This is a genomic window from Pseudooceanicola aquaeponti (assembly GCF_050897975.1).
Lineage (GTDB): Bacteria > Pseudomonadota > Alphaproteobacteria > Rhodobacterales > Rhodobacteraceae > Pseudooceanicola.
In genome coordinates this window covers 348,204-372,623 of record NZ_JBPAXY010000003.1, presented here as the reverse complement: position 1 = coordinate 372,623, position 24,420 = coordinate 348,204, and the positions used below count along the sequence as shown (strand labels likewise).

Genomic DNA, 24,420 nt, shown 5'->3' with positions numbered 1-24,420 from the left:
GCTTGCCGCCCCCGGGGCGCGGTGTTAGCGGAAACCGCAGCCATTACGGAACCGCGCCATGCAGAACGTCAGGGGCATCGTCCTCGTCATCCTCGCCATGCTCTTCTTCACCATCGAAGACGGGTTCAACAAGTATCTGACCGGCGACCTGCCGCCGGGCCAGGTGATGATCCTGCTGGGTGTGGGCGGCGTGGTGCTGTTCGGCGGCATCTGCGCGCTGCGCGGCTATCCCGTTCTGGGGGCGGCCAGCCGCCATCCCACCGTGGTCTTCCGCACCATCTCGGAGGGATTCTCGACCCTCTTCTTCATCACCTCGCTGGCCCTGGTGCCGATCGCCACGGTGGCCGCGGTGTTCCAGGCGATGCCACTGGCCATCACCCTGGGGGCGGCGCTGTTTCTGGGCGAACAGGTGGGCTGGCGCCGCTGGTCGGCGGTGGCCGTGGGGTTCTTGGGCGTGCTGATCGTGATCCGCCCGGGCATGGCCGGGTTCCAGATCGAGGCGCTGCTGGTGCTGGGCGCCGTGGTGGCCGTGGCGGCGCGGGATCTTCTGTCGCGCCGGATGCCGCCCGCCCTGCCCTCGACCGTGGCGGCCTTTCTGGCCTTCGCGGTGCTGATCCCCGCAGGCGGGATCCTCATGGCGATCCTGGGCGACAGCTGGGCGGCGATGGACGCGCGCCAAAGCCTGCTGATGCTGCTGTCCTTCCTGTCGATGGCGGCAGGGTACTATTTCATGCTGATGGCCACCCGGGTTGGCGACGCCTCGGCGATCACGCCCTTCCGCTATACCCGGCTGCTGTTCACCCTGATCATGGGGGCGCTGATCTTTGCCGAGGTGCCTGATGCGCTGACCTATCTGGGCTCGGCGCTGATCCTGGCCTCGGGTCTTTATACCTTCCTGCGCGAACGCCGTCTGGCGCGGCGCAGCCTGGCCGAGGCCCGGGCCACGCCCCTGCCCTGATCCCTGGCCGGATCCGCCCGGACCGCCGCGCCCTCCTCGGTCCCGGCGGTCCCTCTTCGGGCCATTGCGCGCAAAGATCGCGCTGTTTGCGCTAATCTTTCCGGCCTCGCCTTTCCAAGCGCGGCGCGGGGCCTTACAACCCGCATCAAAGGCCCCTGGACAGAGGATATTTCCAGATGAGCACCATTATCGACATCCACGCCCGCGAAATCCTGGACAGCCGCGGCAACCCCACGGTCGAGGTCGACGTGATCCTTGAAGACGGCACCCTGGGCCGCGCCGCCGTCCCCTCGGGCGCCTCCACCGGCGTGCATGAGGCGGTCGAGAAACGCGACGGCGACAAGGCCCGCTACATGGGCAAGGGCGTGCTGGAGGCCGTGGCGGCGGTGAACGGCGAGATCGCCGAGACCATCGTGGGCTTCGACGTCACCGATCAGGTGGGCATCGACCTGGCGATGATCGAGCTGGACGGCACCCCCAACAAGGGCCGCCTGGGCGCCAATGCCATCCTGGGCGTGTCCCTGGCAGTGGCCAAGGCCGCCGCCGATTTCACCGCCCAGCCCCTGTATCGCTATGTCGGCGGCACTTCGGCCCGCGTCCTGCCGGTGCCGATGATGAACATCATCAACGGCGGCGAACATGCCGACAACCCGATCGACATCCAGGAATTCATGATCATGCCCGTCTCGGCCGCGAATATCCGCGAGGCCGTGCGCATGGGCTCGGAAGTGTTCCACACCCTGAAGAAAGAGCTGACCGCCGCGGGCCTGTCCACCGGCCTGGGCGACGAGGGCGGCTTTGCCCCCGAACTGGCCTCGACCACCGCAGCGCTGGACCTGATCCTGAAGTCGATCGAAAAGGCCGGCTACACCCCCGGCAAGGATATTTACCTGGCCCTCGACTGCGCCTCGACCGAGTATTTCAAGGACGGCAAGTACGAGATGAAGGGCGAGGGCAAGTCCCTGACCTCGGCCGAAAACGCCGCCTATCTGAAAGAGCTCTGCGCGGCCTATCCGATCATCTCGATCGAGGACGGCATGGCCGAGGACGATTGGGAGGGCTGGAAACTGCTGACCGAGGCCCTGGGCGACAAGGTGCAACTGGTGGGCGACGACCTGTTCGTGACCAACCCCGAGCGCCTGGCCATGGGCATTGAGCAGGGCGTGGCCAACTCGATGCTGGTGAAGGTGAACCAGATCGGGTCGCTGACCGAGACGCTGAAGGCGGTCGATATGGCGCACCGGGCGCGCTACACCAACGTGATGTCGCACCGCTCGGGCGAGACCGAGGATGCCACCATCGCCGATCTGGCCGTGGCGACGAACTGCGGGCAGATCAAGACCGGCTCGCTGGCCCGGTCCGACCGGCTGGCCAAGTACAACCAGCTGATCCGCATCGAGGAAATGCTGGGCGAGACCGCCGAATATACCGGCACCTCGATCTTGAAATAAGGGCCCTGCCCTGAGGTGATGCGCGCGCGCCCCGGCCCCTGGCTGCGGGCGCGCGTTGCGTTTCTGGGGGCGCCGGTGGTGGGCTGGGATGCCTCCGGCGGGGATATTTGGGGCAATGAGAAGAGGGGGGTGCCGCGCCCAGATAGACGGACGCCGCGCCTCAGGCCCGGCCTGCGGCGCGGGCGCGTAGAAACAGCACCAGGCCCGAGAGCTTGAACGCCACGGGGCCAACGCCCAGCGACAGCACGAAGGCCACCGGCCAGGCCGTCAGCCAGCGGGATATCCACAGGCCGAACCAGCCGGGGCCAAAGCCCATGGGCAGGATCGACATCAGGAAGGTCATCATCAGCGCCATGAGGCAGGAAATGAAGATCTGCGCGATCAGGATGAAGGCCTTCGATTGCGCGGCGGCGGGCGGGGTGGATTGGGACATGGTCAACTCCAGCAAGACAAAAAGGGGCAGCGTGCTGGGACAGGATCCAAACACAGCGCCCGGGATGAACAGGGCGCCGGGGATCGGGATCGACAAACTCGCGGGATCTCGCGGCGCACCCGAGGGCGCATCGCGAAAAACCGTGGCCGGGCTAACCAACCGGCCTTGCGTCTTTCGGCCCGAGCCGGATAGCCCGGGACGAGGCCCCGAGGCAAGATCGCCCGGGGAAAGCCCGCCATTCCGCCAGAGCATGGCGCGCCCGTGCAACGCCCGAAAGGACAGACCATGACCGCAGACGAGATCATCACCCTTCTGGACCTCGCCCCGCATCCCGAGGGCGGCCATTACCGCCAGACCTGGATCGCCGAGGCAGCCCCGGGGGAGCGGCCCGCAGGCACCTGCATCTATTTCCTGCTGAAGGAGGGCGAGGCCAGCCACTGGCACCATGTGGATGCGACCGAGATCTGGCACCATTACGCAGGCGCGCCGGTCACCCTGCGTCTGGCCGAGACAGAGGCCGGACCGGCCCGGAGCCTGACCCTTGGCCCCGATCTGGCCGCCGGGCAACGGCCCCAGGGCATCGTGCCTGCCCATCACTGGCAGGCGGCGCAGGCCGTGGAGGGCTGGGCGCTGGTCGGCTGCACCGTCTCGCCCGGTTTCGACTTCGCGGGCTTCGTCCTGGCCGCGCCGGGGTTCGACATTCCGCCGAGCTGACTTTTTTCGGCCTTCGACAGATTTTTTCGATTTCGGCGGGAACACTTTTCCCGGTCTCTACGTTGTTGTCGGTGAACCTTCCGTGAGACGTGCCGGTTTGTGAGTGCCGATCTGTGTGTGGGCATATCTGACGGAAGGTTTCCTCGCCCCGGACCGGGGCGCCCTCTGCCCCCCTCTGCCGCCGGACGCGACGCCGGACAGGCCGGGCAAAAAAACATCCCTCGCCTATCTTTTTTCTGAAACTTTTCCGAAACCGCCGCCGTAGCTTCGGGTAAGGCTTTCCCGAGCCTGGGGTGCAAACCCCCTCTGTGCGGGCCGTCCTTACCCTGGCGGTCCGGTCCGATGGCTGATGGCCGTGCCGCGCGCCCTGTCCCTGGCGCATTTCCCGACGGCGGGCCACGTCCTTTCCGGTCGGCCCTTTTCGCGCTTCCCACCACGCGCGCGAAAAGGGCCCGCAGCGATCTGCGGGCCCTCTAAGCGGTTTCCGCGTTAAGGCACCTTAGCGGGCGGCGCGCAGCGCAGCGACCAGACCGGCGGTCGAGCCGTCTTTGCCCTCGGTCCCCTCTTTGCCTGCCAGGATCGGCGACAGTTTCACCGCCAGTTCCTTGCCCAGCTCGACCCCCCATTGATCGTAGGAGTTGATCCCAAGGATCGCCCCTTCGACAAAGACCCGGTGTTCGTAAAGCGCCACCAGCTGGCCCAGCACATAGGGCGTCAGTTTCGGATAAAGCAGCGTGGTCGAGGGGCGGTTGCCCGGGAAGACGCGGTGGCGCGCCTGACGCTCCAGCTCGGCCCCCTCCAGCCCCTTGGCGGCCATGATCGCCGTCGCCTCGGCCAGGGATCGGCCGCGCAGCAGCGCCTCGGACTGGGCCAGGCAGTTGGCGGCCAGCAGATCGTGCTGATGCGCCAGGTCGGGCTCGTGCCCCTCGGCGCCCAGCATGAATTCGCAAGGCACAACCCGGGTGCCCTGGTGGATCAGCTGATAGAAGGCGTGCTGGCCATTGGTGCCGGGCTCGCCCCAGACCACGGGGCCGCTGTCGATCTCCAGGTCGGACCCGTCCATGGCGACTCGCTTGCCGTTGCTCTCCATTTCCATCTGCTGGAGGTAGGCGGGGAAACGCGCCAGGCGCTGTTCATAGGGCAGCACGGCGCGGGTGGCATGGCCCAGGCCCTGGTTGTGCCATAGGCCGGTCAGGGCCAGCAGCACGGGCAGGTTTTCCCCCGCGGGGGCGCTGCGGAAATGGACGTCCATCGCATGGCCGCCCGCCAGGAAGCCACGGAAGTCCTGGGCGCCGATGGCGATCATCAGCGCCAGACCGATGGGCCCCCACATGGAATAGCGCCCCCCCACCCAGTCCTCGAAGCCGAAGACGCGGCTCGCGTCGATGCCCCACTGGGCCGTCTTTTCCGCGTTCGAGCTGAGGGCGGCGAACTGCGCGCCCGGATCCGCGACGCGGGCTGCCATCCATTTGCGCGCCGTTTCCGCATTGGTCATCGTCTCGATGGTGGTGAAGGTCTTCGAGGCGACGATGACCAGGGTCCGCGCCGGATCGAGCCCCTTCAGCACGTCATGGATATGGGCACCGTCGACGTTCGAGACGAAATGGCAGTGCGGACCGTTGGCATAGGGTTTCAGCGCCAGTTCCGCCATGGCCGGCCCCAGGTCCGAGCCGCCGATGCCGATATTGACCACATCGGTGATCTTGCCCCCGGCGCCGGTAAAGCTGCCCTCACGCACGGCGGTGGCGAAATCCTCCATCCGGCGCAGGGTGGCCAGCACCTGGGGCATCACGTCCTGCCCGTCGACCAAAACCGGTGTGCCCGACAGGTTGCGCAGCGCGGTATGCAGCACGGCGCGGCCCTCGGTCTCGTTGATCTTGGCGCCGGTGAACATCGCCTCGCGCTTGGCCTCCAGCCCGGCGGCATCGCAAAGCGCCAGCAGGGCCGCGCGGACCTCGTCGCAGATATTGGTCTTGGAATAGTCGAACAGCAGCCCGTCGGCGCGGGCCGAAAAGCCCTCGAACCGGGCGGGGTCGGCGTCGAACAGCGACAGGATGGGGCGCTTGGCATAGCGCGCGGCCAGGGCGGAGAGGTCTTGCCACATGGGTCAGGGTCCTGTGTCGAGAAAGGTTTGCAACGGCGGAACCGGGCCGCCGGGATGAAAAAGCCCCCGGTCGCGCGCGGGCCACCGGGGGCGGATCGGTCACGGCGCCCAGTGCACCACCGCATTGGGCAGGATGGCGGCAATCGGCGCCTCCTCGGGTTTCTTGCCCTGGGCCTCTTCCAGCACCCGGCGCTTTTCCTCGCCCATGATCACCACATGGGTGGACAGCGCCCCCTTCAGGTAACGGGCGGTGATGGTGATGCGCGGCTCGCCCGCGCCCTCGGCCCGCATCGGCAGCAGGATCGGCGCGTCGGGCGCCAGCGCCTCGGTCAGGCGGTCGGCGCCGGGGAAGAGGCTGGCGGTATGGGCATCCGTCCCCATGCCCAGAAGCAGGACATTGATCGGCAGATGCGGGCGCAGCCCCTCGGACAGGGCGTCGAGCGCCAGGTCGGGTTCGGGCGTGTCGGTGTGCAGCGGCAGCAGGCTGGCCCCCGCCGCATGGCCGGTCAGCAGCCGCTTGCGCAACAGCGCGGTGTTCGACCGGGGCGAGCTTTCGGGCACCCAGCGTTCATCGTTCAGCACCACATCGACCCGGTCCCAGTCCAGCGCCACGGCGGTCAGCGCGTCGAAGATCGGGCCCGGCGTGGTGCCGCCGGGCACGCAGAAGGTCACGCGCTCTTCATGGCGCAGCGCCGCCCCCAGTTCCGAGGCCAGCGTGTCGGCCAGATCCAGCGCCATCAACTCTCGGTCGGGATAGTCCTTGAATTCCATGAGCTTGTCCCTTTCGGGTCCTCTCCCTTTCAGGGCGCACGACCTGCGCGCGCCCGATCATCATTTGGGCATCGTCGCGGGCAGAATGCCTCAGGCGCGGATCTCGCGCCAGCGCCGACCGTCGCGATGCATCAGCGCCAGCGCCTCTTCCGGCCCGGTCGAGCCGGTCTCGTAGGGCACCGGGCGGTCGCCGCGCTCTTCCCAGGATTCGATCAGCGGATCGGCCCAGGCCCAGGCGGCCTCGACCTCATCGCCGCGCATGAATAGGGTCTGGTTGCCGCGGATCACATCCATGATCAGCCGCTCGTAGGCGTCCGGTACATCCTCGGCGTCCGGGCCCAGGGCCTCGGCAAAGGTCATGTCGAGGGGCACGTCGACCAGGCGCATCCCACCGGGGCCGGGTTCCTTGATGGTGACGAAAAGGTCCATCCCCTCGTTCGGTTGCAGACGGATGGTCAGCACGTTGCGGTGCCGCCCGGCATCGGCGCCGAAGATGGAATGGGGCGTCTCCTTGAAGACCACGGCAATTTCCGAGCTGCGCGCCTTCAGGCGCTTGCCGGTGCGCAGGTAGATGGGGGTGCCGGCCCACCTCCAGTTCGACACTTGCAGCTTCATGGCGATAAAGCTTTCGGTCTTGCTCTCGGGGTTCTCGACATGGTCGAGATAGCCCTTCTTGTCGGTGCCATCGGCCAGGTACTGGCCGCGCACCACATCGTCCAGCGGCACCTGATCCAGGGCGCGGATCACCTTCAGCTTTTCATCGCGCACCGCGTCATGATCGAACTTCGCCGGCGGCTCCATGGCGATCAGGCACAGCAGTTGCATCAGGTGGTTCTGCACCATGTCCCGCATGGCGCCGGACTTGTCGTAATATTCACCACGCCCGCCGACACCCACGGTCTCGGCCACGGTGATCTGGATATGATCGACGTATTGGGCGTTCCACAGCGGCTCGAACAGCATGTTCCCGAAGCGGACGGCCATCAGGTTCTGCACCGTTTCCTTGCCCAGGTAATGGTCGATCCGGTAGATCTGGCTTTCGTCGAAATGCGCCGCCAGATCGGCGTTCAGCTCTTTCGCGCTGGCCAGGTCATGGCCGAAGGGTTTCTCGACCACGATCCGGGTTTCCGCATCGGCGATGCCGTGGCTGTGCAGGCGTTCCGCCAGGGCGCCGAAAAGGCGCGGGGCGACCGAGAAATAGAAGGCGCGCACCCGACCCGGCGACATCAGCGCCGCCAGTTCCGGCCAGCCATCGGTGCCCAGGGCGTCAACCTGGACATAGTCCAGACGTTCGAGGAACTGCGCCAGCAGCTCGGGCGTGCCGCTTCTGGGGTCGAACTCGGCGATTGCCTCGGCGATCATCTGGCGGAATTCCTCGCGGCTGTGTTCCGAGCGCGCGGCGCCGATGATGCGGCTGTTTTCCTCCATCTGGCCGGCGCAGAAGCGGCGGTAGAGGCCGGGCAGGATCTTGCGACGGGCCAGGTCGCCGGTGCCGCCGAAGATGACGAGGTCGAAGGGATCGACGGGAATCACGCGCGAGACCATCGGGGTTCCTTTCCGCTAGGGCATCTGCCGCCGGGCCGGTTGCGTCCCGGGGCGCCTGTTCTTGTCCGGGGCACGGCGGCCCCTCATGCCGCAGCGCGGCGTCTTTCGCGCGCAGCATAGCAGAGAACCACTAGGCGACAATGGGGGATGTTAGCGGTAACCGACCCCTGCGCGCCGCTTTTGGCCGCCCGGATCGGCCTGGACCCCGGGGCGCGAAACCTGCCCCCCGCCCACGGCCATGCGCACCCCCGTCGTGCCTTCGCAGGAGGTGGGCAGCCCATGCAGCACACGGGCCGCCAGATAGGCGAAGGCCTGCGCCTCAAGCATGTCGCCATCAAAGCCTGCCGCCTCGACCGGACGCACGGCGCAGGGTAGCGCCCGGGCCAGTTCGGCCATCAAGACCGGGTTCGCCCGCCCGCCGCCACAGACCAGAACCTCGGCCGGGGCTTCTGGCAGATGTTCCATCCCCCGGGCGACGGCGCCGGCGCAAAGGGCGGTCAGGGTGGCGGCGGCATCGGCATCACCCAGGCCCGCCACGGCGGCGGTCAGATCGCCAAAGGCGTTGCGATCCAGAGATTTCGGCGGGATGCGGAAGAAATAGGGGTGATCCAGCAGCTGCGCGATCAGGGCGTGGTCGGGCTGACCCTGGGCCGCCAGGGCGCCGTCGTGGTCGCACTCTTGTCCCAGCCGGACCTGCATCAGGTCGTTGATCGGCGCATTGGCCGGGCCTGTGTCAAAGGCCAGGAGGGCCCCCGGCGCCTCGGGCGCAGCCAGACGCGGATCGGCCCAGGTCAGATTGCCCACCCCGCCCAGGTTCAGGAAGGCCACCGGCGCCGTGGCGCCCATGTGGCAGGCCAGGGCGTGGTGATAGAAGGGCGCCAGCGGCGCCCCCTCGCCGCCAAGCGCCACATCGGCGCTGCGGAAATCCCAGACAACGGGGCAGGCCAGATCCTCGGCCAGCTGGGCGCCGTTGCCCGCCTGGAAGGTGCCGTGCCCGCGCGGATCATGGGCCAGGGTCTGGCCGTGAAAGCCCACCAGGTCGATGGCCTCGAACTGCGCCAGCAACTCGGCATGGGCGAGGTGCAGAACCGCCTCGGCGGCGGCGATGGCCGCGGCGCTTTCTTCGCCCGGCCACAGGCCCAGGGCAGCAGCCAGGGTGGCGCGTTCCGCCTCGCTATAGGGCCGATAGGCCGAGGGCCCGAAGGCGCGGATCCCCTGCCCGTCCGTCTCCAGCACCGCCGCATCGACCCCGTCCAGCGAGGTGCCGGACATGGCCCCCAGGACACGCAGCACGGGCTTCTCTTTCGTGTGGCGCGTCATGGTCTTTCCCTTGGCTGTCGTCGCGACTATAGAGTGCCGCGCAAACCCCAGAGGGACAAGAGCGATGACCTACACCCCCAAATCCGATTTCCTCCGTATCATGCAGGAACGCGGCTTCGTGGCCGATTGCACGGATTATCAGGGCCTGGACGAGGCGCTGATCAAGGGGGTTGTGCCGGGCTATATCGGCTTTGATGCCACGGCGAAATCGCTGCACGTCGGCTCGCTGATCCAGATCATGATGCTGCGCTGGTTGCAGAAGACCGGGCATCAGCCGATCACCCTGATGGGCGGCGGCACCACCAAGGTGGGCGACCCGTCCTTCCGCGCCGACGAGCGCCCGCTGCTGACCGAGGCGCAAATCGACGACAATATCGCCGGCATCAAGAAGGTCTTCGCGGCCTATATCGACTATGACAGCGAGGCGCCGAACCGCGCGCTGATGCTGAACAATGCCGAATGGCTGGACGGGCTGAACTACCTGGAATTCCTGCGCGACATCGGGCGGCATTTCAGCGTCAACCGGATGCTCAGCTTCGAGTCGGTCAAATCGCGGCTGGATCGCGAGCAATCGCTGTCCTTCCTCGAATTCAACTACATGATCCTTCAGGCCTACGACTTCCTGGAACTGAACCGCCGCTATGGCTGCCTGGTGCAGTTCGGCGGCTCGGACCAATGGGGCAATATCGTCAACGGGATCGACCTGACCCGCCGGGTGATCGACCAGCAGATCTACGGGCTGACCACGCCGCTGCTGACCACCTCGGACGGCAAGAAGATGGGCAAAAGCGCCGATGGCGCCGTCTGGCTGAACGCCGAGATGCGCTCGCCCTACGAGTTCTGGCAGTTCTGGCGCAACACCACCGACGCCGATGTGGGCCGTTTCGCCAAGCTTTACACCGAGCTGCCGCTGGACGAATGCGAACGTCTGGGCGCCCTTGGCGGGTCCGAGATCAACGCCGCCAAGGTGATCCTGGCCAATGAGGTGACCACCCTGCTGCACGGGGCCGAGGCCGCCGCCGCCGCCGAGGCCACCGCGCGCGAGGTCTTCGAGAAGGGCGGCGTGGGCGATGACCTGCCGACGCTGGAGCTGACCGCCGAAGAGGTCGCGGGCGGGATCTCGGTGGCGCAGCTGATCGTGCGGTCGGGCCTGGCCAAGACCGGCAAGGAGGCCAAGCGCCTGATCGCCGACAATGGCGCGCGGATCGACGATGCGCCGCTGACCGATGCGGGGCTGATGCTGGACGCCGCCGCCCTGGCCTCGCCGGTGAAGCTGTCGGCGGGCAAGAAGCGCCACGCCCTGGTCAAGCTGGTCGACTGAGGTCAGCCCCTCGGCCATCCAACGCGCGGGCCCCTTCGGGGGCCCGTTTGCGTTTCGCCCCTGCCTTCCCGGCGGCCCCACGCCCCGCGCGCGCCGACAGCCCCCTCTGTGCGATCACGCGCAGGCGGCTTGCTGGCCCCCCTGGCAGAAACGTGCTAGCGGCATGTATCAATGCCTCTCCCTTATCGAAAGACCCCCCACATGCCCAAACGCCTGCACCCTGTCGAATTCGTGGCGCTGATGGCAATGACGATGGCCACCGTGGCCTTCTCCATTGATTCCATGCTGCCCGCCCTGTCGGAGATCGGGCGCGAACTGGCGGGGGGCAATGCCAAGGATGCGCAGCTGGTGCTGTCGTCCTTCATGGTGGGGATGGGGGTGGGCACCCTGTTCACCGGGCCGCTGTCGGACAGCTTCGGGCGCAAGACGGTGATCCTTTACGGCGCCGTGGTCTATATCGCCGGGGCGCTGATCGCCTGGCAGGCGCCCAGCCTGGAATGGCTGGTGATCGGGCGGATCCTGCAAGGTCTTGGCGCCTCGGCACCGCGCGTGGTGGCCATCGCCATCATCCGCGACCTTTACGCGGGGCGCGAGATGGCACGGCTGATCTCTTTCGTCTTCATCGTCTTCACGGTCTTCCCGGCCATGGCGCCGATGGTCGGCGACTGGATCATCTCCGCAGGCGGCTGGCGTTCGATCTTCCTGGCCTATTTCCTGTTCTCGGTCGTCGGCTCCACCTGGCTGGCCGCCCGCCTGCCGGAACCCCTGCCCCGCGAGCGGCGGCAGAAATTCCGTGTCGTCTCGCTCTGGCACGCCCTGCAAGAGATGTTCGCCATCCCCATGGTGCGCCTGTCGCTGCTGGTGCAGACGGCGATCTTTTCGGTGATGTTCACCTCGATCTCGCTGATCGAGCCGACCTTTGCGCGGATCTTCAACCTGGGCGAGGCCTTCCCCGTCTGGTTCTTCGGCATCGGCCTGTTCTGCGCCACCTCCTCGATGGTCAACGCGGCCCTGGTGGGCCGCTTCGGGATGCGCGCCATCATCACCACCACCCAGGGCGTGTTCCTAGCCCTGTCACTGGCGCTGCTGGTGGTGCATTTCCTTTTGCCCCACACCCCGGGCTACAGCCCTTATTTCTTCGCCTATCTGATCTGGCAGGGGGCGGCGATGTTCCAGATGGGCCTGTCGATGGGCAACCTCAACGCGCTGGCCATGGAACCCATCGGTCATATCGCCGGTCTGGCCGCCTCGGTTCTGGGGGCGATCTCGACCATCATCGGCGCGGTCGTCGCCACCCTGGTGGCTCAGGCCTTCGACGGCACCATCCTGCCGCAGCTTCTGACCACCATCGCCCTATGCTGTCTGGCCCTGCCCATGCTGCTGCGGATGCGCCGATTGGAGCGGAAACGCGACGTCTGACGCCGATCCGCCCCCTGCGACCATTTGCGCGACGCGGGGGGCTCACATTTCTGTATACAACAGCATACCTAGGGTTTCCGCTAACAGCTCTTTAGTCTATGGAGGCGATGAAAGCCGTGCGCGGCTTGATTCCAGCCCGTTTCCAGATATCGCAGGGAGCCAGCCCATGACGAAGATCAAGGTGGAGAACCCCGTCGTCGAACTCGACGGCGACGAGATGACCCGCATCATGTGGGATTTCATCAAGAAGAAGCTGATCGAACCTTATCTCGACATCGACCTGCTGTACTACGACCTGTCTATCCAGGTGCGGGACGAGACCGAGGATCAGATCACCATCGACGCCGCCCACAAGATCAAGGAAGTGGGCGTGGGCGTGAAATGCGCCACCATCACCCCCGATGAGGCGCGGGTCGAGGAATTTGGCCTGAAGAAGATGTGGCGCAGCCCCAATGGGACGATCCGCAACATCCTGGGCGGCGTGGTCTTCCGCCAGCCGATCATCTGCCGCAACGTGCCCCGCCTGGTGCCGGGCTGGACCTCGCCCATCGTGGTGGGCCGCCATGCCTTCGGCGACCAGTACAAGGCCACCGATTTCACCTTCCCCGGCAAGGGCCAGCTGACGATGAAATTCGTCGGCGAGGACGGCACCGAGATCGAGAAGGTGGTCTATGACGCCCCCTCGGCCGGGGTCTTCATGGGGATGTACAACCTCGACCAGTCGATCCGCGACTTCGCCCGCGCCTCGTTCAACTACGGTCTGAACCTGGGCTGGCCGGTCTATCTGTCGACCAAGAACACCATCCTCAAGGCCTATGACGGCCGCTTCAAGGACATCTTCCAGGAGGTCTTCGAGGAAGAGTTCGAAGAGCAGTTCAAGGCCAAGAAGATCTGGTACGAACACCGCCTGATCGACGACATGGTGGCCTGCGCGCTGAAATGGAACGGCAAGTTCGTCTGGGCGCTGAAGAACTACGACGGCGACGTGCAGTCCGACACCGTGGCCCAGGGCTTCGGCTCTCTGGGCATGATGACCTCGCAGCTGATGACGCCGGATGGCAAGATCATCGAGGCCGAGGCGGCCCATGGCACGGTGACGCGCCACTACCGCCAGCACCAGGAGGGCAAGTCGACCTCGACCAACTCCATCGCCTCGATCTACGCCTGGACCGGCGGGCTGAAGCACCGCGCCAAGCTGGACCAGAACACCGCGCTGATGGCCTTTGCCACGACGCTGGAAAAGGTCGTGGTGGAAACGGTCGAGAATGGCTTCATGACCAAGGATCTGGCGCTGCTGGTCGGCCCCGATCAGGGCTGGCTGACGACGATGCAGTTCCTGGAGAAGGTCGACGAGAACCTGAACCGCGCCCTGGCGGGCTAAGCGCGCCGCATCGCTGATCCTTGCAAAGGCCCGCGCGCGACGTGGGCCTTTCTCGTTCAGGGGGCGCGCCCTGGACGGTAGATTCGCCGGCAGATCAGTCGCAGCGCCGGACCTCGCGGCTCAGCCAATCCCGCAGGTCGCCGGAATACTCCACGGACTCGAGCGACAAATCCCGGTTGTAGCGGGCATCCTCGCTGAGCTGGATGTAGTAGCCGTCGCGGGTCGAGTTAAAGGCATCGGCGCAGGCAAAAATCGCCTTCCGATAGCTTTCGGCCGCGTCCCGGAAGGCGCCACGGGCCTCCCCGATCATCCCCTGGTAGCTGCGGATCGCATTGCAGGCGGCGGCGTCGACCGAGGCGCCTCTGAGGCTCTCGATCCCCCGCTCGACCCGCAGGTACAGGGCATCGGCGCGATCATACAGCCGGTCGCCCTCATCCCAATAGCTGTCGCAGGAGGCCGCGGCGGCGCCCGCGATGCAGCTGGACAGCAAGACCGACGCGAACGCGCGTCCGAGCAAAATGCGGGGTGGCGAGAACCGCCGTGGAGTAAATGCCATTGAATAATCTCCCTCTATAGACACCCTCCGGCCGGCGACCGCCGGGCACGTCCCAAGGCAGAGTACCGGGCAAGCCGAAGCATCTCAAACTCTGGAAGATGAATAATCGCGTCATGACGGCTGGCGTCTGCGCAGATCGCCCGGCGTGACGTCGCTCTGCGAGAATTGAACGGTGTCGCAGCACTCTGAGGCCCCTAGCCAATGGTCTGCGCCGTCGGCGCCCTGCTGCGCCGGGCCGCCGCGCCTGACACATTGTGACTCGGCATGCCCTGCGATGCCCCTCTCCGACCCACTTACTTGTCGTGCCTGCCCCAAGGCGCCGCGTCTCGTCAGAGACCATCAGCCTGCGTCGCCGCGACGCGGGCCAGCAGGCGAGTGCGGGCCGGGGCCCTCCTTTCCGACAAGGCGCCTCTCCCGCAGCAGTTCTTTGGGCCGCAGAGGGCCCCCGTCTCTAGCTGGCGCGGCGCAGGGACGGCCCGCGCGGTGCCCCCGCCTGGGCGGCGCTGGCGAAATAGCTGACCGCCTGCTGCACATCGGCGATGCCCTCGGCCAGGGTCTGGATCGCGGCGCTGGTTTCCTCGGCCATGGCGGCGTTTTCCTGCGTCGCGTGATCCAGATCGCTGACCGAGGAATTCATCTCGGAAATGCCCATGGCCTGTTCCCGGGCCGAGGTGGCGATCTGGGCGACGATGCGGTTGATCTCGCCGAAACGGCTGTCGATCTCTTCGATGGAATGGCCCGCGCGGCCCACCAGGTCGACCCCCTTGCCCACCTGACGGGTGGACATGGAAATCAGCTCGGCGATCTCGCGCGCGGCTTCGGAGGACCGCTGCGCCAGGGCCCGCACCTCCTGCGCCACCACGGCGAAACCGCGCCCGGCATCGCCTGCCCGCGCCGCCTCGACGCCCGCGTTCAGGGCCAGCAGGTTGGTCTGAAAGGCGATGTCGTCGATGACATTGGTGATCGAGGTGATCCGGTTCGAGCTTTCCTGGATCTCGGTCATCGCGCCGACGGCATCGCCCACCACGCGCCCGGTCTCTTCGGTGCTTTTCTTCGCCAGATCCGCTTTTTCCTGCGCCTCGGTCGCGGCTTCGGCGGCATGTTGCACCGAGGTGGACAGCTGCGTCAGCGCGGCGGCGGTGGTTTGCAGCGTCGCGGCCTGCTGTTCGGTGCGCTGCGACAGTTCGGTGGTGGCGCCGGTGATCGCGCCGGTCTCGCCATAGACGTCACTGGCCCGCGCCAGGACCTGGCCGATCACCTCGTCGACCTTGCCGACCGCATCGTTGAACTTCTGCCGGATCATGTCCAGCTCGCCCAGGTTCTGTTCCAGCCTCACCGACAGGTCCCCCGCCGCCAGCCGGTCGAGCCCCTGCTGCATCGTGTCCACCGCCACTTGCAGCGCCGTGGTGTCGATGGCGTATTTCACCACCTTCACCACCTCGCCCGCGGCGTTCAGGATCGGGTTGTAGCTGGCGCGGATATGCACCACGCGCCCGCCCTTGCCGATGCGCTGGAAATTCCCCGCATGTTCCTGGCCCGCACGCAGATCTGCCCAGAACTGCCGGTATTCGTCCGAGCGCGCATAGTCGGCGGTGACGAACATCGAATGCGGGCGCCCCACCAACTCGTCGCGGTCATATCCCATGGCCTCGCAGAAGCGGTCGTTGACGCTGAGGATCTTGCCGGTGGTGTCGAAGGAGATCACCGCCTGCACCTTCTGGATCGCCGAGATCTGGCTGGCCGCATCGGCCTCCAGGTTCTTGGCCTCGGTCACGTCGAAGGCATATTCCACCACCTTGAAGGGCCGCCCCTCGGGGTCGATCAGGGTTTCATAGGTCGCTTCCAACCAGCGGATCCGGCCCATCCGGTCGCGCCGCTGCACCTGCCCTTTCTCGGAAGAGCCCTTGCGCAACCGCTCCCAGAAAGCGGCGTAATCGGCCCCGGCGGCCTCCTCCGCGTCGACGAAGATCCGGTGATGCTTGCCCTTCACATCCGACAGCGCATAGCCCATGGGCTTGAGGAAGATGTCGTTGGCATCCTGCACCGTCCCGTCCAGGTCGTATTCGACCACCGCCATGGAGCGTTTCACCGCATCCACCTGGCTGCGGTTGTCGCGGCGGCGGAAATGATGGGCCGAGATCTTGCGCGCCACCGACAGGACATGGCTGTAACCGCCCTCGGGCGCGGCGACCGGGGCATAGGTCACATCGAACCAATCCTCTTCCTGGGCGCCGTTCAGGCGCGGCACGATGCGGTTGATCACCTTGCCCTCGGCCATGTCGCGCCACAGGTTGCGGATCTCGGGCAGGTCGTGATCCTTCTTGCGCACCAGGAGCAGGTAGGACTGGCCCACCACCTCTTCGCGCTTGTGGCCGGTCTCGGCGCAGAAGGTATTGTTCACCTCCAGGATCGTGCCCTGCATGTCGTAGCGCACCAGCAGGTGCGAGCCGTCGATCGCCGCGATTTCATCGGCGCTTGTCACCGCCGTCTCACTACGCTTCCTGCCGAAAATCTGCACCATGCCGCCCTCTCGCTCGCTGACCGGGGCGACGCTACGCAGCGTCCCTTGCCGCGCGGTTAACCGGCACCGGCAAATGGTGACAATTTAAGGCAGAGGGCCCCAAGCCGCATAAACCAGGGCGCATAAGAAGGGCCGGCCCCGAAGGGCCGACCCCACGGCCGGGCTGTAGAGAGCGCCTGTATCAGGCAGCCCGCCGTGTGTGGCGCCCCTCGCGCACCTCTTCGACGATCTTGGCCACGAAGGCCTCCAGATCGCCGGGGTTGCGCGAAGTGACGATACCTTGTTCGCATACGACGTCGCTGTCCTGCCAGAGGGCACCGGCGTTTTCCAGGTCGGTGCGGATCGACGGATACGAGGTGACTGGCAGCCCCTTCACCACACCGGCCTCGACCAGCATCCAGGGGCCATGGCAGATGGCGGCAACGATCTTGCCCGCCTCATAGAAGGCCTTTACGAGGTCCACCGCCTCGGGCTTGGTGCGCAGCACGTCGGGGTTGATCTGACCGCCCGGCAGCACGAGGGCGTCGAAGTCGGGGGCACGGGCCTCGGACAGCGCCAAGTCGGCCTCGACCTCATTGCCCCAGGTCTTGTTGTCCCAGCCGCGGATCGGCTTGCCGTCCAGGCTGGCCACCTTCACGTCGGCGCCCCACGCCCGCAGCTTGTCGCGGGGAAACTCAAGCTCGGATTGCTCGAACCCGTCGGTGGCAAGGATCAGGATACGGGATTGCGCGATGTTGGGCATCGGGATGTCTCCTTTCGGCTCGGGTCTGCGGGGCGTTGCGCCCCCTTTCACCTGTCCAACACGCTGCCCCCCGGTCGGGGTTCCATCCCGCCCCGCCCCCGCCGCGCCGCCCCGGGGGCGGATTGTTGGGCAGTTTCGCGCGAGGGCGCGTATTGACGCCTCGTTCTGGCGGCCTTGCGCAGGGGACCTCTGGCGTCCTCCCCGGAGGGCGGGGTAGAAAGGAAGCAATGCTGACCTATCTAGTCGCACATCGACCGTCAGACCCGGCCAGACCCAGGAGGTGTTCATGCCAGCCCCCTTTCCGATCCCGACCGAATACCGCCAGTCCCATACGCCGATCGAAGACGCCCAGGGCTTTGCCATCGCCCTGCTGACCACGGCGACGGGCATTGTCTTCATCTCGTCGCTGGGCTTCATCACCGGCCAGACGGCCGGTCTGGCGCTGATCATCGCCTATGTCACGGGCTGGAGTTTCGGCACGGTCTTCTTCTTGGTCAACCTGCCCTTCTACGCCTTCGCCTGGAAACGGCTGGGGGCCGAGTTCACCCTGAAAAGCTTTTTCTGCGTCACCGCCCTGTCGCTGCTGGTGGACTACATGCCCCTGGGGTTGCGGTTCGAGACGCTGAACCCGATCCTGGGCACGACCATCTTCGGGGTGCTGGCGGGCTATGGCCTTCTGGGGGTGTTCCGCCACAAGGGGTCGCTGGGTGGCCTGGGGGTGATCGCGCTGATGGTGCAGGACAAGACCGGGTTCCGGGCCGGATATGTGCAGCTGATGGTGGATGCGGTCCTGTTCCTCATCGCCTTCTTCCTCTTCGACACGCGCACGGTGGCCTATTCCCTTTACGGCGCGCTGATCCTGAACTCGGTCATCACCTTCAACCACCGCCGCGACCGCTATATCGCCGACTAGGCGCGGGCCGCGCCCGCAGACAGGCGGGACACTGGACAGGCCCGCAGGGCGCGACTAGGACGGGCGCGAGCCAAGGAGGATGTGATGAGCGACCCGACCACCGAAACCCCGATCGAGGCCGAGGCCCAGGTGGCCGTCCGGCAAAGCAATCACACCCTGCTGGAAGACGCTCAGGGGCTGATCTACGGCACCACGATGTGCGGCTTCGGCATCGTCATCCTGACCCATCTGGGGCTGGTGACCGGCCAGACCGCGGGGCTGGCGGTGCTGATCAGCTATATCACCGGCTGGAGCTTCGGGCCGATCTTCTTCGTGGTCAACCTGCCCTTCTACTGGTTGGGCTACACCCGCATGGGCCTGCGTTTCACGGTGAAGACCTTCCTGGCGGTGGCGCTCCTGTCGGTGCTGTCGAAATTCCTCGGCACCCAGGTGCAATTCACCCAGCTAACCCCCTGGGTCGGCGCGGTGATCTTCGGATTCATCACCGGTTCCGGCCTCCTGGCGCTGTTCCGTCACGGCGCCTCGCTGGGCGGGATCGGCATCCTGGGCCTCTACTTGCAGGAAAAGATCGGCTTCCGCGCCGGCTGGACCCAGCTTAGCTTCGATCTGTGCCTCTTTGCGGTGGCCTTCTTCGTGCTGCCCGGCACCGCCTTCATCTGGTCCCTGCTGGGGGCCGTGGTGGTGAATTTCGTCATCGCGATCAACCACCGCAAGGATTGGTACGTCGCCACCTGACCCCCGAGAAGGAGGGCGCGGCCCATGCCCGTCTATCTGACCCTGATCATCGCCGTGGCGCTGGAAACCATCGGCACCTCGGCGCTGCAAGCCAGCCAGCAGTTCACCCGGCTGGTCCCTGCGGTGCTGACCGTGCTCGCCTATGCGGGTAGCTTCTATTTCCTGTCGCTGACCCTGCGCCACATGCCCGTGGGCGTGGTCTATGCGCTGTGGTCGGGGATGGGGATCGTCTTCATCGCGCTGATCGGCTACTTCGTCTTCGGCCAGCGGCTCGACCTGCCCGCGATCCTGGGAATGCTGATGATCGGCGGCGGCATCGCGGTGATCCAGCTTTTCTCCAATACCGCCCCGCACTGAGAGCCAGGCCGCAAAAAGGGGCGCGACCCGCCCCTTCTCATTGCCAGAATTATCCCCGCCGGAGGCATCGCGGCCCCGGGGCCGCGATATCCTGGGGCGCGCCTTAGCCGAAGGCCTGCAACCGCTTGATCAGGCTGGAGGTGTCCCAGCGACCGCCGCCCATGGCCTGCACGTCCTTGTAGAACTGATCAACAAGGGCCGTGACCGGCAGCGGCGCGCCTATCTCGTCGCCCGTGGACAGGCAGATACCCAGATCCTTGCGCATCCAGTCAACGGCGAACCCATGCTCGAAAGCATCGGCCAGCATGGTCTGATAGCGGTTCGACATCTGCCAGGAGCCTGCGGCGCCCTGGCTGATCACCTCGACCACCTTCTCGCCGTCCAGCCCTGCCTTTTGCGCGAAATGCAGTGCCTCGGACAGCCCCTGCACCAGGCCCGCAATGGCGATCTGGTTGCACATCTTGGTCATCTGACCGGCGCCCGAAGGGCCCATCAGGCGGCAGATCTTGGCATAGGCGTCGATCACCGGGGCCGCGCGCTCGAACACCGCCGTGTCGCCGCCGCACATCACCGACAGGGCGCCGTTCTCGGCCCCCGCCTGCCCGCCCGAAATCGGCGCATCGACAAAGCCCAGCCCCTGCTCGGCGGCCAGGGCGTAAAGCTCGGCCGTGACCTTGGCGGAAACGGTGGTGTGATCGACCAGCACCGCGCCCTTTTCCATGCCGGCAAAGGCCCCCTCGGGTCCGGCGCAGACGGCGCGCAGGTCGTCGTCATTGCCGACGCAGGTCATGACGAAATCGGCGCCCTTGGCGGCCTCGGCAGGCGTGGCGGCCGAGGCGCCGCCGTGCTCGGCCACCCAGGCCTCGGCCTTGGCGGCGGTGCGGTTGTAGACGGTCACGTCATGGCCCTGCGCGGCCAGGTGCCCCGCCATCGGATAGCCCATCACGCCCAAACCCAGAAAGGCGACTTTCACCATGGCTCATTCCCCTGTATTGGTGCCCCCGCCGGGGCCTCCCCGGACAGGTCTGTTCTCAACTGTCGCCACACTGTCCGGCTGCCTGCCGGAAGGCAAGGGCCGAGGCGGACCGCAGACCGGCCCGGTTTTCGGGACGGGACAAGGACATAAGGGCTGAAGATCGCATGACACTGCTGTTCCGCTGGCTGCTCCGCCTGGCCGGAGGCCTGGTCTTTCTTTCCGTCGTGGCCGTCGCGGGGATCTACTATCTCGCCGCGCGCTCGTTGCCGGAATACGACAAGACCCTGACCGTCGAGGGGCTACAGGCCCCGCTGGAGATCGTGCGCGATACCGCCGATGTGCCGCATATCTTCGGGGCCAGCGACGAAGATGTCTTCTTTGGCCTGGGCTATGCCCATGCCCAGGACCGGCTGTGGCAGATGATGACCCTGCGCCGTACCGCCCAGGGGCGCCTGTCCGAGGTCTTCGGGGTGCGCACCCTGCCCGTCGACCGGATCATGCGCCGCTTCGACCTCTACCGACTGGCCATCGAGTCGGTGCCCGATCAGGACGCCCGCAGCCGCGCCGCCCTGACCGCCTATGCCGCGGGCGTCAACGCGCGCCTGGCCGAGATCAACGAGGATGCCCTGGGCCGGGGCGCGCCCGAGATGTTCCTGTTCAACACCCCTGTGGCCCCCTGGCGCCCGGCCGATTCCATCGCCATTGGCAAGCTGATGGCGGTGCAGCTCTCTGGCGCGCTGGACAGCGAGGTGGAACGCGCCCGCGTCTCGCTGGCCCTGCCCCAGCCCGACATGCTGGCCGACATCCTGCCCGATGCGCCGGGCGCCGCCATCGCCGCGCCGGACTATGCCACCCTGATGCCCGAGGGCAGCCTGACCCGCTTCGCTGCCCTGGGCGCGCCCGCGCCGGGGATGACCCGTGCGGGCCTGCCCGAGACCGCCCTCTCGCCCTTCCCGGCCCGCGACATGGCAGGGGCGTCGAACGCCTTCGCCGCCGCGCCTTCGCGCTCGGCCACCGGCGGGACGCTTCTGGCCAATGACCCACACCTGGGCTTTACCGCCCCGGCGATCTGGTATCTTGCCCGGATGGAGCTGCAACAGGGCGGCGTCATCGGCGCCACCATCCCCGGGCTGCCCTCGATCCTGTCGGGACGCTCGCATTTCCTGGGCTGGGGGCTGACCTCGTCCTACCTCGACGACCTCGACGTGCTGATGGAAGAGGTGAACCCCGACAACCCGGAGGAATACCGCACCCCCGAGGGCTGGGCCCGGTTCCAGACCCGGCAGTCGATCATCAACGTCAAGGACGCCGCGCCGGTCACCCTGACCCTGCGATGGACGGAAAACGGCCCCGTGCTGCCCGGCAGCCATTACAACCTGGCCTCGGTCACCCCCGCGGGCCATGTGGCCGCCGTGGCCTGGACCGCCCTGTCACCCGACGACACCACGGTCAGCGCGGGCGTCAACCTGATGTATGCGCGCAATATCGACGAGGCGATCGAGGCCGGGCGCGCCCATGTGGCGCCGTCGCAGAACCTGACCCTGGCCGATGCCAGCGGCATTGCCATGAAGACCATCGGCGCCATGCCCGCCCGCGACCCCGGCCACGACAGCCAGGGCCGCCTGCCCTCGCTGGGCTGGAAGGCCCAGAACCGCTGGCAGGGCCTGCTGCCCTATGAGGACAACCCCCAATTCGTCGATCCGGCGGGGGGCCTTCTGGGCAATACCAACAACAAGTTCACCGACCGCCCCTTCCCGCGCCATGTCAGTTTCGACTGGGGCGACACGCAGCGGATCCACCGCTGGCAGCGCCTGATGCAGACCCGCCAGGTCCACACCCGCGACAGCTTCATCGAGGCGCAGCTGGACACGGTGTCCTTCACCGCCCGTTCGCTGCTGCCGCTGATCGGCCGCGACCTGTGGTTCACCGGCGATCCGGCGCCCGATGGCACGCCCGAGCGGCTGCGCCAGGATGCGCTGACCCTGCTGGCCAACTGGAACGGCGAGATGAACGAACATCTGCCCGAACCGCTGCTTTACGCCTCCTGGCTGCGGGCGTTGCAGGAAAAGCTGATCCGCGACGACCTGGGGCCGGTGGCCGATGACTTCACCCACGTCGACCCGGTCTTTATCGAGCGCGTCTTCCGCAACATCGACGGCGCCGCGCGCTGGTGCGACATCCGCCAGTCGACGGTGACCGAGACCTGTGCTGACATCTCGCGCCAGGCGCTGGACACCGCCCTGCTGGAGATCTCGGAGCGCTATGGCGACAACCTGGAAAGCCTCCGCTGGGGGGATCTGCACCAGGCCACCCATGATCACCCGGTGCTGGGCCAGGTGCCGGTGCTGCGCCACTTCGTCAACATCCGCCAAAGCACCTCGGGCGGCGACAACACGCTGATGCGCGGGCTGACCCTGGGCGAAGGGCCGAACCCCTTCCTGAACGTCCACGGGGCGGGCTATCGCGGAGTCTATGACTTCGCCGATCCCGACAGTTCGGTCTTCATCACCGCCACCGGCCAGTCGGGCCATTTCCTGTCGCGCCACTACGACGATCTGGGCGAACGCTGGCGGCGCGGCGAATATATCCCCATGTCGCTGGACGAGGCCCTGGCGCGGGCCGCCGCCGTCGGCGTGACCCATCTGCGCCCGGCCCGCTAAGGGCGCCGGGGCGACGCATTTCCCCGCGCCGCCCCCGCTCTGCGGCCGCCTGCGCAGAGCGGCGGGGGAATTGAATTGACCCTTTTGGGCCAACCTGCCATGCAGGTCATTCAGAACGGCAGTTCGGCCCCCGGGCCGACAGGACGGGATCGGGACCCATGAAAGTCATCATCTGCGGCGCGGGCCAGGTTGGCTGGCAGATCGCCCGGCATCTTTCCGGCGAAAACAACGACGTGACCGTCGTCGACAACAACCCCGACCTGGTGCGGCGCGCCACGGACACGCTGGACGTGAAGGGGATCGCGGGCTTTGCCTCTTACCCCGACATTCTGGATCAGGCGGGCGCGCGCGACGCCGACATGGTCATCGCCGCCACCTTCTCGGACGAGGTCAACATGGTCACCTGCCAGGTGGCCCATTCGGTCTTTTCCGTGCCGCGCAAGATCGCCCGGCTGCGCGCGCGCAGCTATCTGGACGCGATCTATTCCGACCTCTACCGGCGCGATCACATGCCCATCGACGTGGTGATCTCGCCCGAGCTGGAGGTGGCCGAGGCCGCGCTTCAGCGTCTGGCGGCGCCGGCGGCCTTCGACGTGGAACAGTTCCTGGGCGGGCGGGCACAGCTTCTGGGGATCCAGATCGACGAGGACTGCCCGGTGGTCAACACGCCGCTGCGCCAGTTGACCGACCTCTTCTCGACCCTGCGCGCCGTGGTGGTCGGCATCCGCCGCGAGGGGCGGCTGTTCGCGCCCGAGGCGGGCGACCAGATCTTTCCGGCCGATGAATGCTATGTCTGCGTCCATACCGAGGATGTGTCGCGCTGCCTCGAGGTCTTCGGCAAGTCGAACAAGCAACAGGACCGCGTGGTCATCCTGGGCGGCGGCAACGTGGGCCAGACCGTGGCCAAACGGCTGGAAAACCAGAGCCGCCGCATCCGCGCCAAGGTGATCGAGAAAAGCCGCAAGGTGGCCGAACGCGCCGCCGATGCGCTGGAACGGACCATCGTGCTGAACGGCGACGGCCTGGATTCCGCGCTGCTGGCCGAGGCGGGGATCAGCCGCGCCGATGCGGTGCTGTGCATCACCGACGACGACAAGACCAACATGCTGGCCGCGGTGCGGGCCAAGAACCTGGGCTGTCCGATGGCCATCGCCCTGATCAACGACCCAACCCTGGTCCCCCTGATGGGCCCCCTGGGCATCGACGCCTATATCAACCCGCGCGCCACCACCGTCTCGTCCATCCTGCGCCACATCCGCCATGGCCGGGTGCGCGGGGTCTATTCCATCGGCGATGCCGAGGCAGAGGTGATCGAGGCCGAGGTGCTGTCGACCTCGCCCATGTCCGGCAAGCCCATTCGCGACATCGCCTTCCCCGAAGGCGTGCTGGTCGGCGCGGTGATGAAGAACGACAAGGTGCTGCGCCCGCGCGCCGATCTGGTGATCGACGAAGGCGACACCATCGTCCTCTTCGCCCTGGCCGCTGACGTGCCCGAGGTGGAGCGCCTGTTGCAGGTCTCCATCGACTATTTCTAGGGCCCGGC

At 66.8% G+C, this 24,420-nt stretch carries 20 protein-coding genes; 11 read left to right on the top strand and 9 right to left on the bottom strand.

From position 1 onward, the window contains the following. Positions 1-58: 58 nt before the first annotated feature. Both ACRARE_RS08455 and eno read left to right on the top strand, forming a co-directional pair. Positions 59-958, top strand: a complete 900-nt coding sequence (locus ACRARE_RS08455) for a DMT family transporter (protein WP_432655992.1) — start codon at positions 59-61, stop codon at positions 956-958. A gap of 176 nt (positions 959-1,134) precedes the next feature. Continuing rightward, the gene (gene eno / locus ACRARE_RS08450) at positions 1,135-2,409 is read left to right on the top strand and encodes a phosphopyruvate hydratase (RefSeq protein ID WP_432655991.1); all 1,275 of its coding nucleotides are present in this window, start codon (positions 1,135-1,137) and stop codon (positions 2,407-2,409) included. 160 nt (positions 2,410-2,569) lie between these two features. On the opposite strand, the gene ACRARE_RS08445 is transcribed toward eno, so the two are convergent. Continuing rightward, on the bottom strand, positions 2,570-2,842 hold the full coding sequence (locus ACRARE_RS08445) for a DUF2798 domain-containing protein (protein ID WP_432655990.1): 273 nt from the start codon (positions 2,840-2,842) through the stop codon (positions 2,570-2,572). Positions 2,843-3,127: 285 nt separating this feature from the next. Here ACRARE_RS08445 and ACRARE_RS08440 point away from each other — a divergent pair, with 285 nt between their 5' ends. After that, positions 3,128-3,556, top strand: coding sequence for a cupin domain-containing protein (locus tag ACRARE_RS08440; protein WP_432655989.1), 429 nt, complete (start codon positions 3,128-3,130; stop codon positions 3,554-3,556). A 499-nt stretch (positions 3,557-4,055) separates the two neighbouring features. Here ACRARE_RS08440 and pgi read toward each other — a convergent pair whose 3' ends face one another. From pgi to ACRARE_RS08420, 4 genes are all read right to left on the bottom strand, one after another. Continuing rightward, positions 4,056-5,660 carry a glucose-6-phosphate isomerase gene (pgi, locus tag ACRARE_RS08435; RefSeq protein WP_432655988.1) on the bottom strand — a complete coding sequence of 535 codons (1,605 nt, stop codon included), beginning with the start codon at positions 5,658-5,660 and terminating at the stop codon, positions 4,056-4,058. 99 nt (positions 5,661-5,759) lie between these two features. Continuing rightward, positions 5,760-6,431 carry a 6-phosphogluconolactonase gene (gene pgl, locus ACRARE_RS08430; protein ID WP_432655987.1) on the bottom strand — a complete coding sequence of 224 codons (672 nt, stop codon included), beginning with the start codon at positions 6,429-6,431 and terminating at the stop codon, positions 5,760-5,762. A 90-nt stretch (positions 6,432-6,521) separates the two neighbouring features. Further along, on the bottom strand, positions 6,522-7,976 hold the full coding sequence (gene zwf, locus ACRARE_RS08425; protein ID WP_432655986.1) for a glucose-6-phosphate dehydrogenase: 1,455 nt from the start codon (positions 7,974-7,976) through the stop codon (positions 6,522-6,524). 150 nt (positions 7,977-8,126) lie between these two features. Continuing rightward, complete coding sequence (locus tag ACRARE_RS08420; RefSeq protein ID WP_432655985.1) at positions 8,127-9,296, bottom strand: anhydro-N-acetylmuramic acid kinase; 1,170 nt, start codon at positions 9,294-9,296, stop codon at positions 8,127-8,129. 64 nt (positions 9,297-9,360) lie between these two features. On the opposite strand from ACRARE_RS08420, the gene tyrS reads away from it, so the two are divergent. From tyrS to ACRARE_RS08405, 3 genes are all read left to right on the top strand, one after another. After that, positions 9,361-10,617, top strand: a complete 1,257-nt coding sequence (gene tyrS / locus ACRARE_RS08415) for a tyrosine--tRNA ligase (protein WP_432655984.1) — start codon at positions 9,361-9,363, stop codon at positions 10,615-10,617. Between the two features lie 201 nt (positions 10,618-10,818). Further along, complete coding sequence (locus ACRARE_RS08410; protein WP_432655983.1) at positions 10,819-12,036, top strand: multidrug effflux MFS transporter; 1,218 nt, start codon at positions 10,819-10,821, stop codon at positions 12,034-12,036. A gap of 166 nt (positions 12,037-12,202) precedes the next feature. Beyond that, complete coding sequence (locus ACRARE_RS08405; RefSeq protein ID WP_432655982.1) at positions 12,203-13,417, top strand: NADP-dependent isocitrate dehydrogenase; 1,215 nt, start codon at positions 12,203-12,205, stop codon at positions 13,415-13,417. A gap of 94 nt (positions 13,418-13,511) precedes the next feature. Here ACRARE_RS08405 and ACRARE_RS08400 read toward each other — a convergent pair whose 3' ends face one another. The 3 genes from ACRARE_RS08400 to ACRARE_RS08390 form a co-directional block, all read right to left on the bottom strand. Next, the gene (locus tag ACRARE_RS08400) at positions 13,512-13,907 is read right to left on the bottom strand and encodes a hypothetical protein (protein ID WP_432655981.1); all 396 of its coding nucleotides are present in this window, start codon (positions 13,905-13,907) and stop codon (positions 13,512-13,514) included. A 517-nt stretch (positions 13,908-14,424) separates the two neighbouring features. Further along, a complete protein-coding gene (locus ACRARE_RS08395; RefSeq protein WP_432655980.1) occupies positions 14,425-16,455 on the bottom strand; it encodes a methyl-accepting chemotaxis protein in 2,031 nt (676 codons plus the stop codon). Positions 16,456-16,675: 220 nt separating this feature from the next. Then, positions 16,676-17,236, bottom strand: a complete 561-nt coding sequence (locus ACRARE_RS08390) for a type 1 glutamine amidotransferase domain-containing protein (protein ID WP_432655979.1) — start codon at positions 17,234-17,236, stop codon at positions 16,676-16,678. A 286-nt stretch (positions 17,237-17,522) separates the two neighbouring features. Between ACRARE_RS08390 and ACRARE_RS08385 the strand changes: the two genes are divergently transcribed. The 3 genes from ACRARE_RS08385 to ACRARE_RS08375 all read left to right on the top strand — a co-directional run bounded on the left by ACRARE_RS08385 (position 17,523) and on the right by ACRARE_RS08375 (position 19,241). Then, positions 17,523-18,149: a YitT family protein gene (locus tag ACRARE_RS08385; protein WP_432655978.1), complete on the top strand. Its 627-nt coding sequence runs from the start codon at positions 17,523-17,525 to the stop codon at positions 18,147-18,149. A gap of 84 nt (positions 18,150-18,233) precedes the next feature. Further along, entirely contained in the window at positions 18,234-18,884 is a 651-nt protein-coding gene (locus ACRARE_RS08380; protein ID WP_432655977.1) for a YitT family protein, read from the top strand. Between the two features lie 24 nt (positions 18,885-18,908). Further along, positions 18,909-19,241, top strand: coding sequence for a DMT family transporter (locus tag ACRARE_RS08375; RefSeq protein ID WP_432655976.1), 333 nt, complete (start codon positions 18,909-18,911; stop codon positions 19,239-19,241). A 103-nt stretch (positions 19,242-19,344) separates the two neighbouring features. On the opposite strand, the gene ACRARE_RS08370 is transcribed toward ACRARE_RS08375, so the two are convergent. Continuing rightward, positions 19,345-20,217: an NAD(P)-dependent oxidoreductase gene (locus ACRARE_RS08370; protein WP_432655975.1), complete on the bottom strand. Its 873-nt coding sequence runs from the start codon at positions 20,215-20,217 to the stop codon at positions 19,345-19,347. A 164-nt stretch (positions 20,218-20,381) separates the two neighbouring features. Here ACRARE_RS08370 and ACRARE_RS08365 point away from each other — a divergent pair, with 164 nt between their 5' ends. Together ACRARE_RS08365 and trkA are read left to right on the top strand one after the other, a co-directional pair. Next, positions 20,382-22,877, top strand: a complete 2,496-nt coding sequence (locus tag ACRARE_RS08365; RefSeq protein WP_432655974.1) for a penicillin acylase family protein — start codon at positions 20,382-20,384, stop codon at positions 22,875-22,877. A 158-nt stretch (positions 22,878-23,035) separates the two neighbouring features. Next, a complete protein-coding gene (trkA, locus tag ACRARE_RS08360) occupies positions 23,036-24,412 on the top strand; it encodes a Trk system potassium transporter TrkA (RefSeq protein ID WP_432655973.1) in 1,377 nt (458 codons plus the stop codon). The last annotated feature ends 8 nt before the right edge of the window (positions 24,413-24,420 follow it).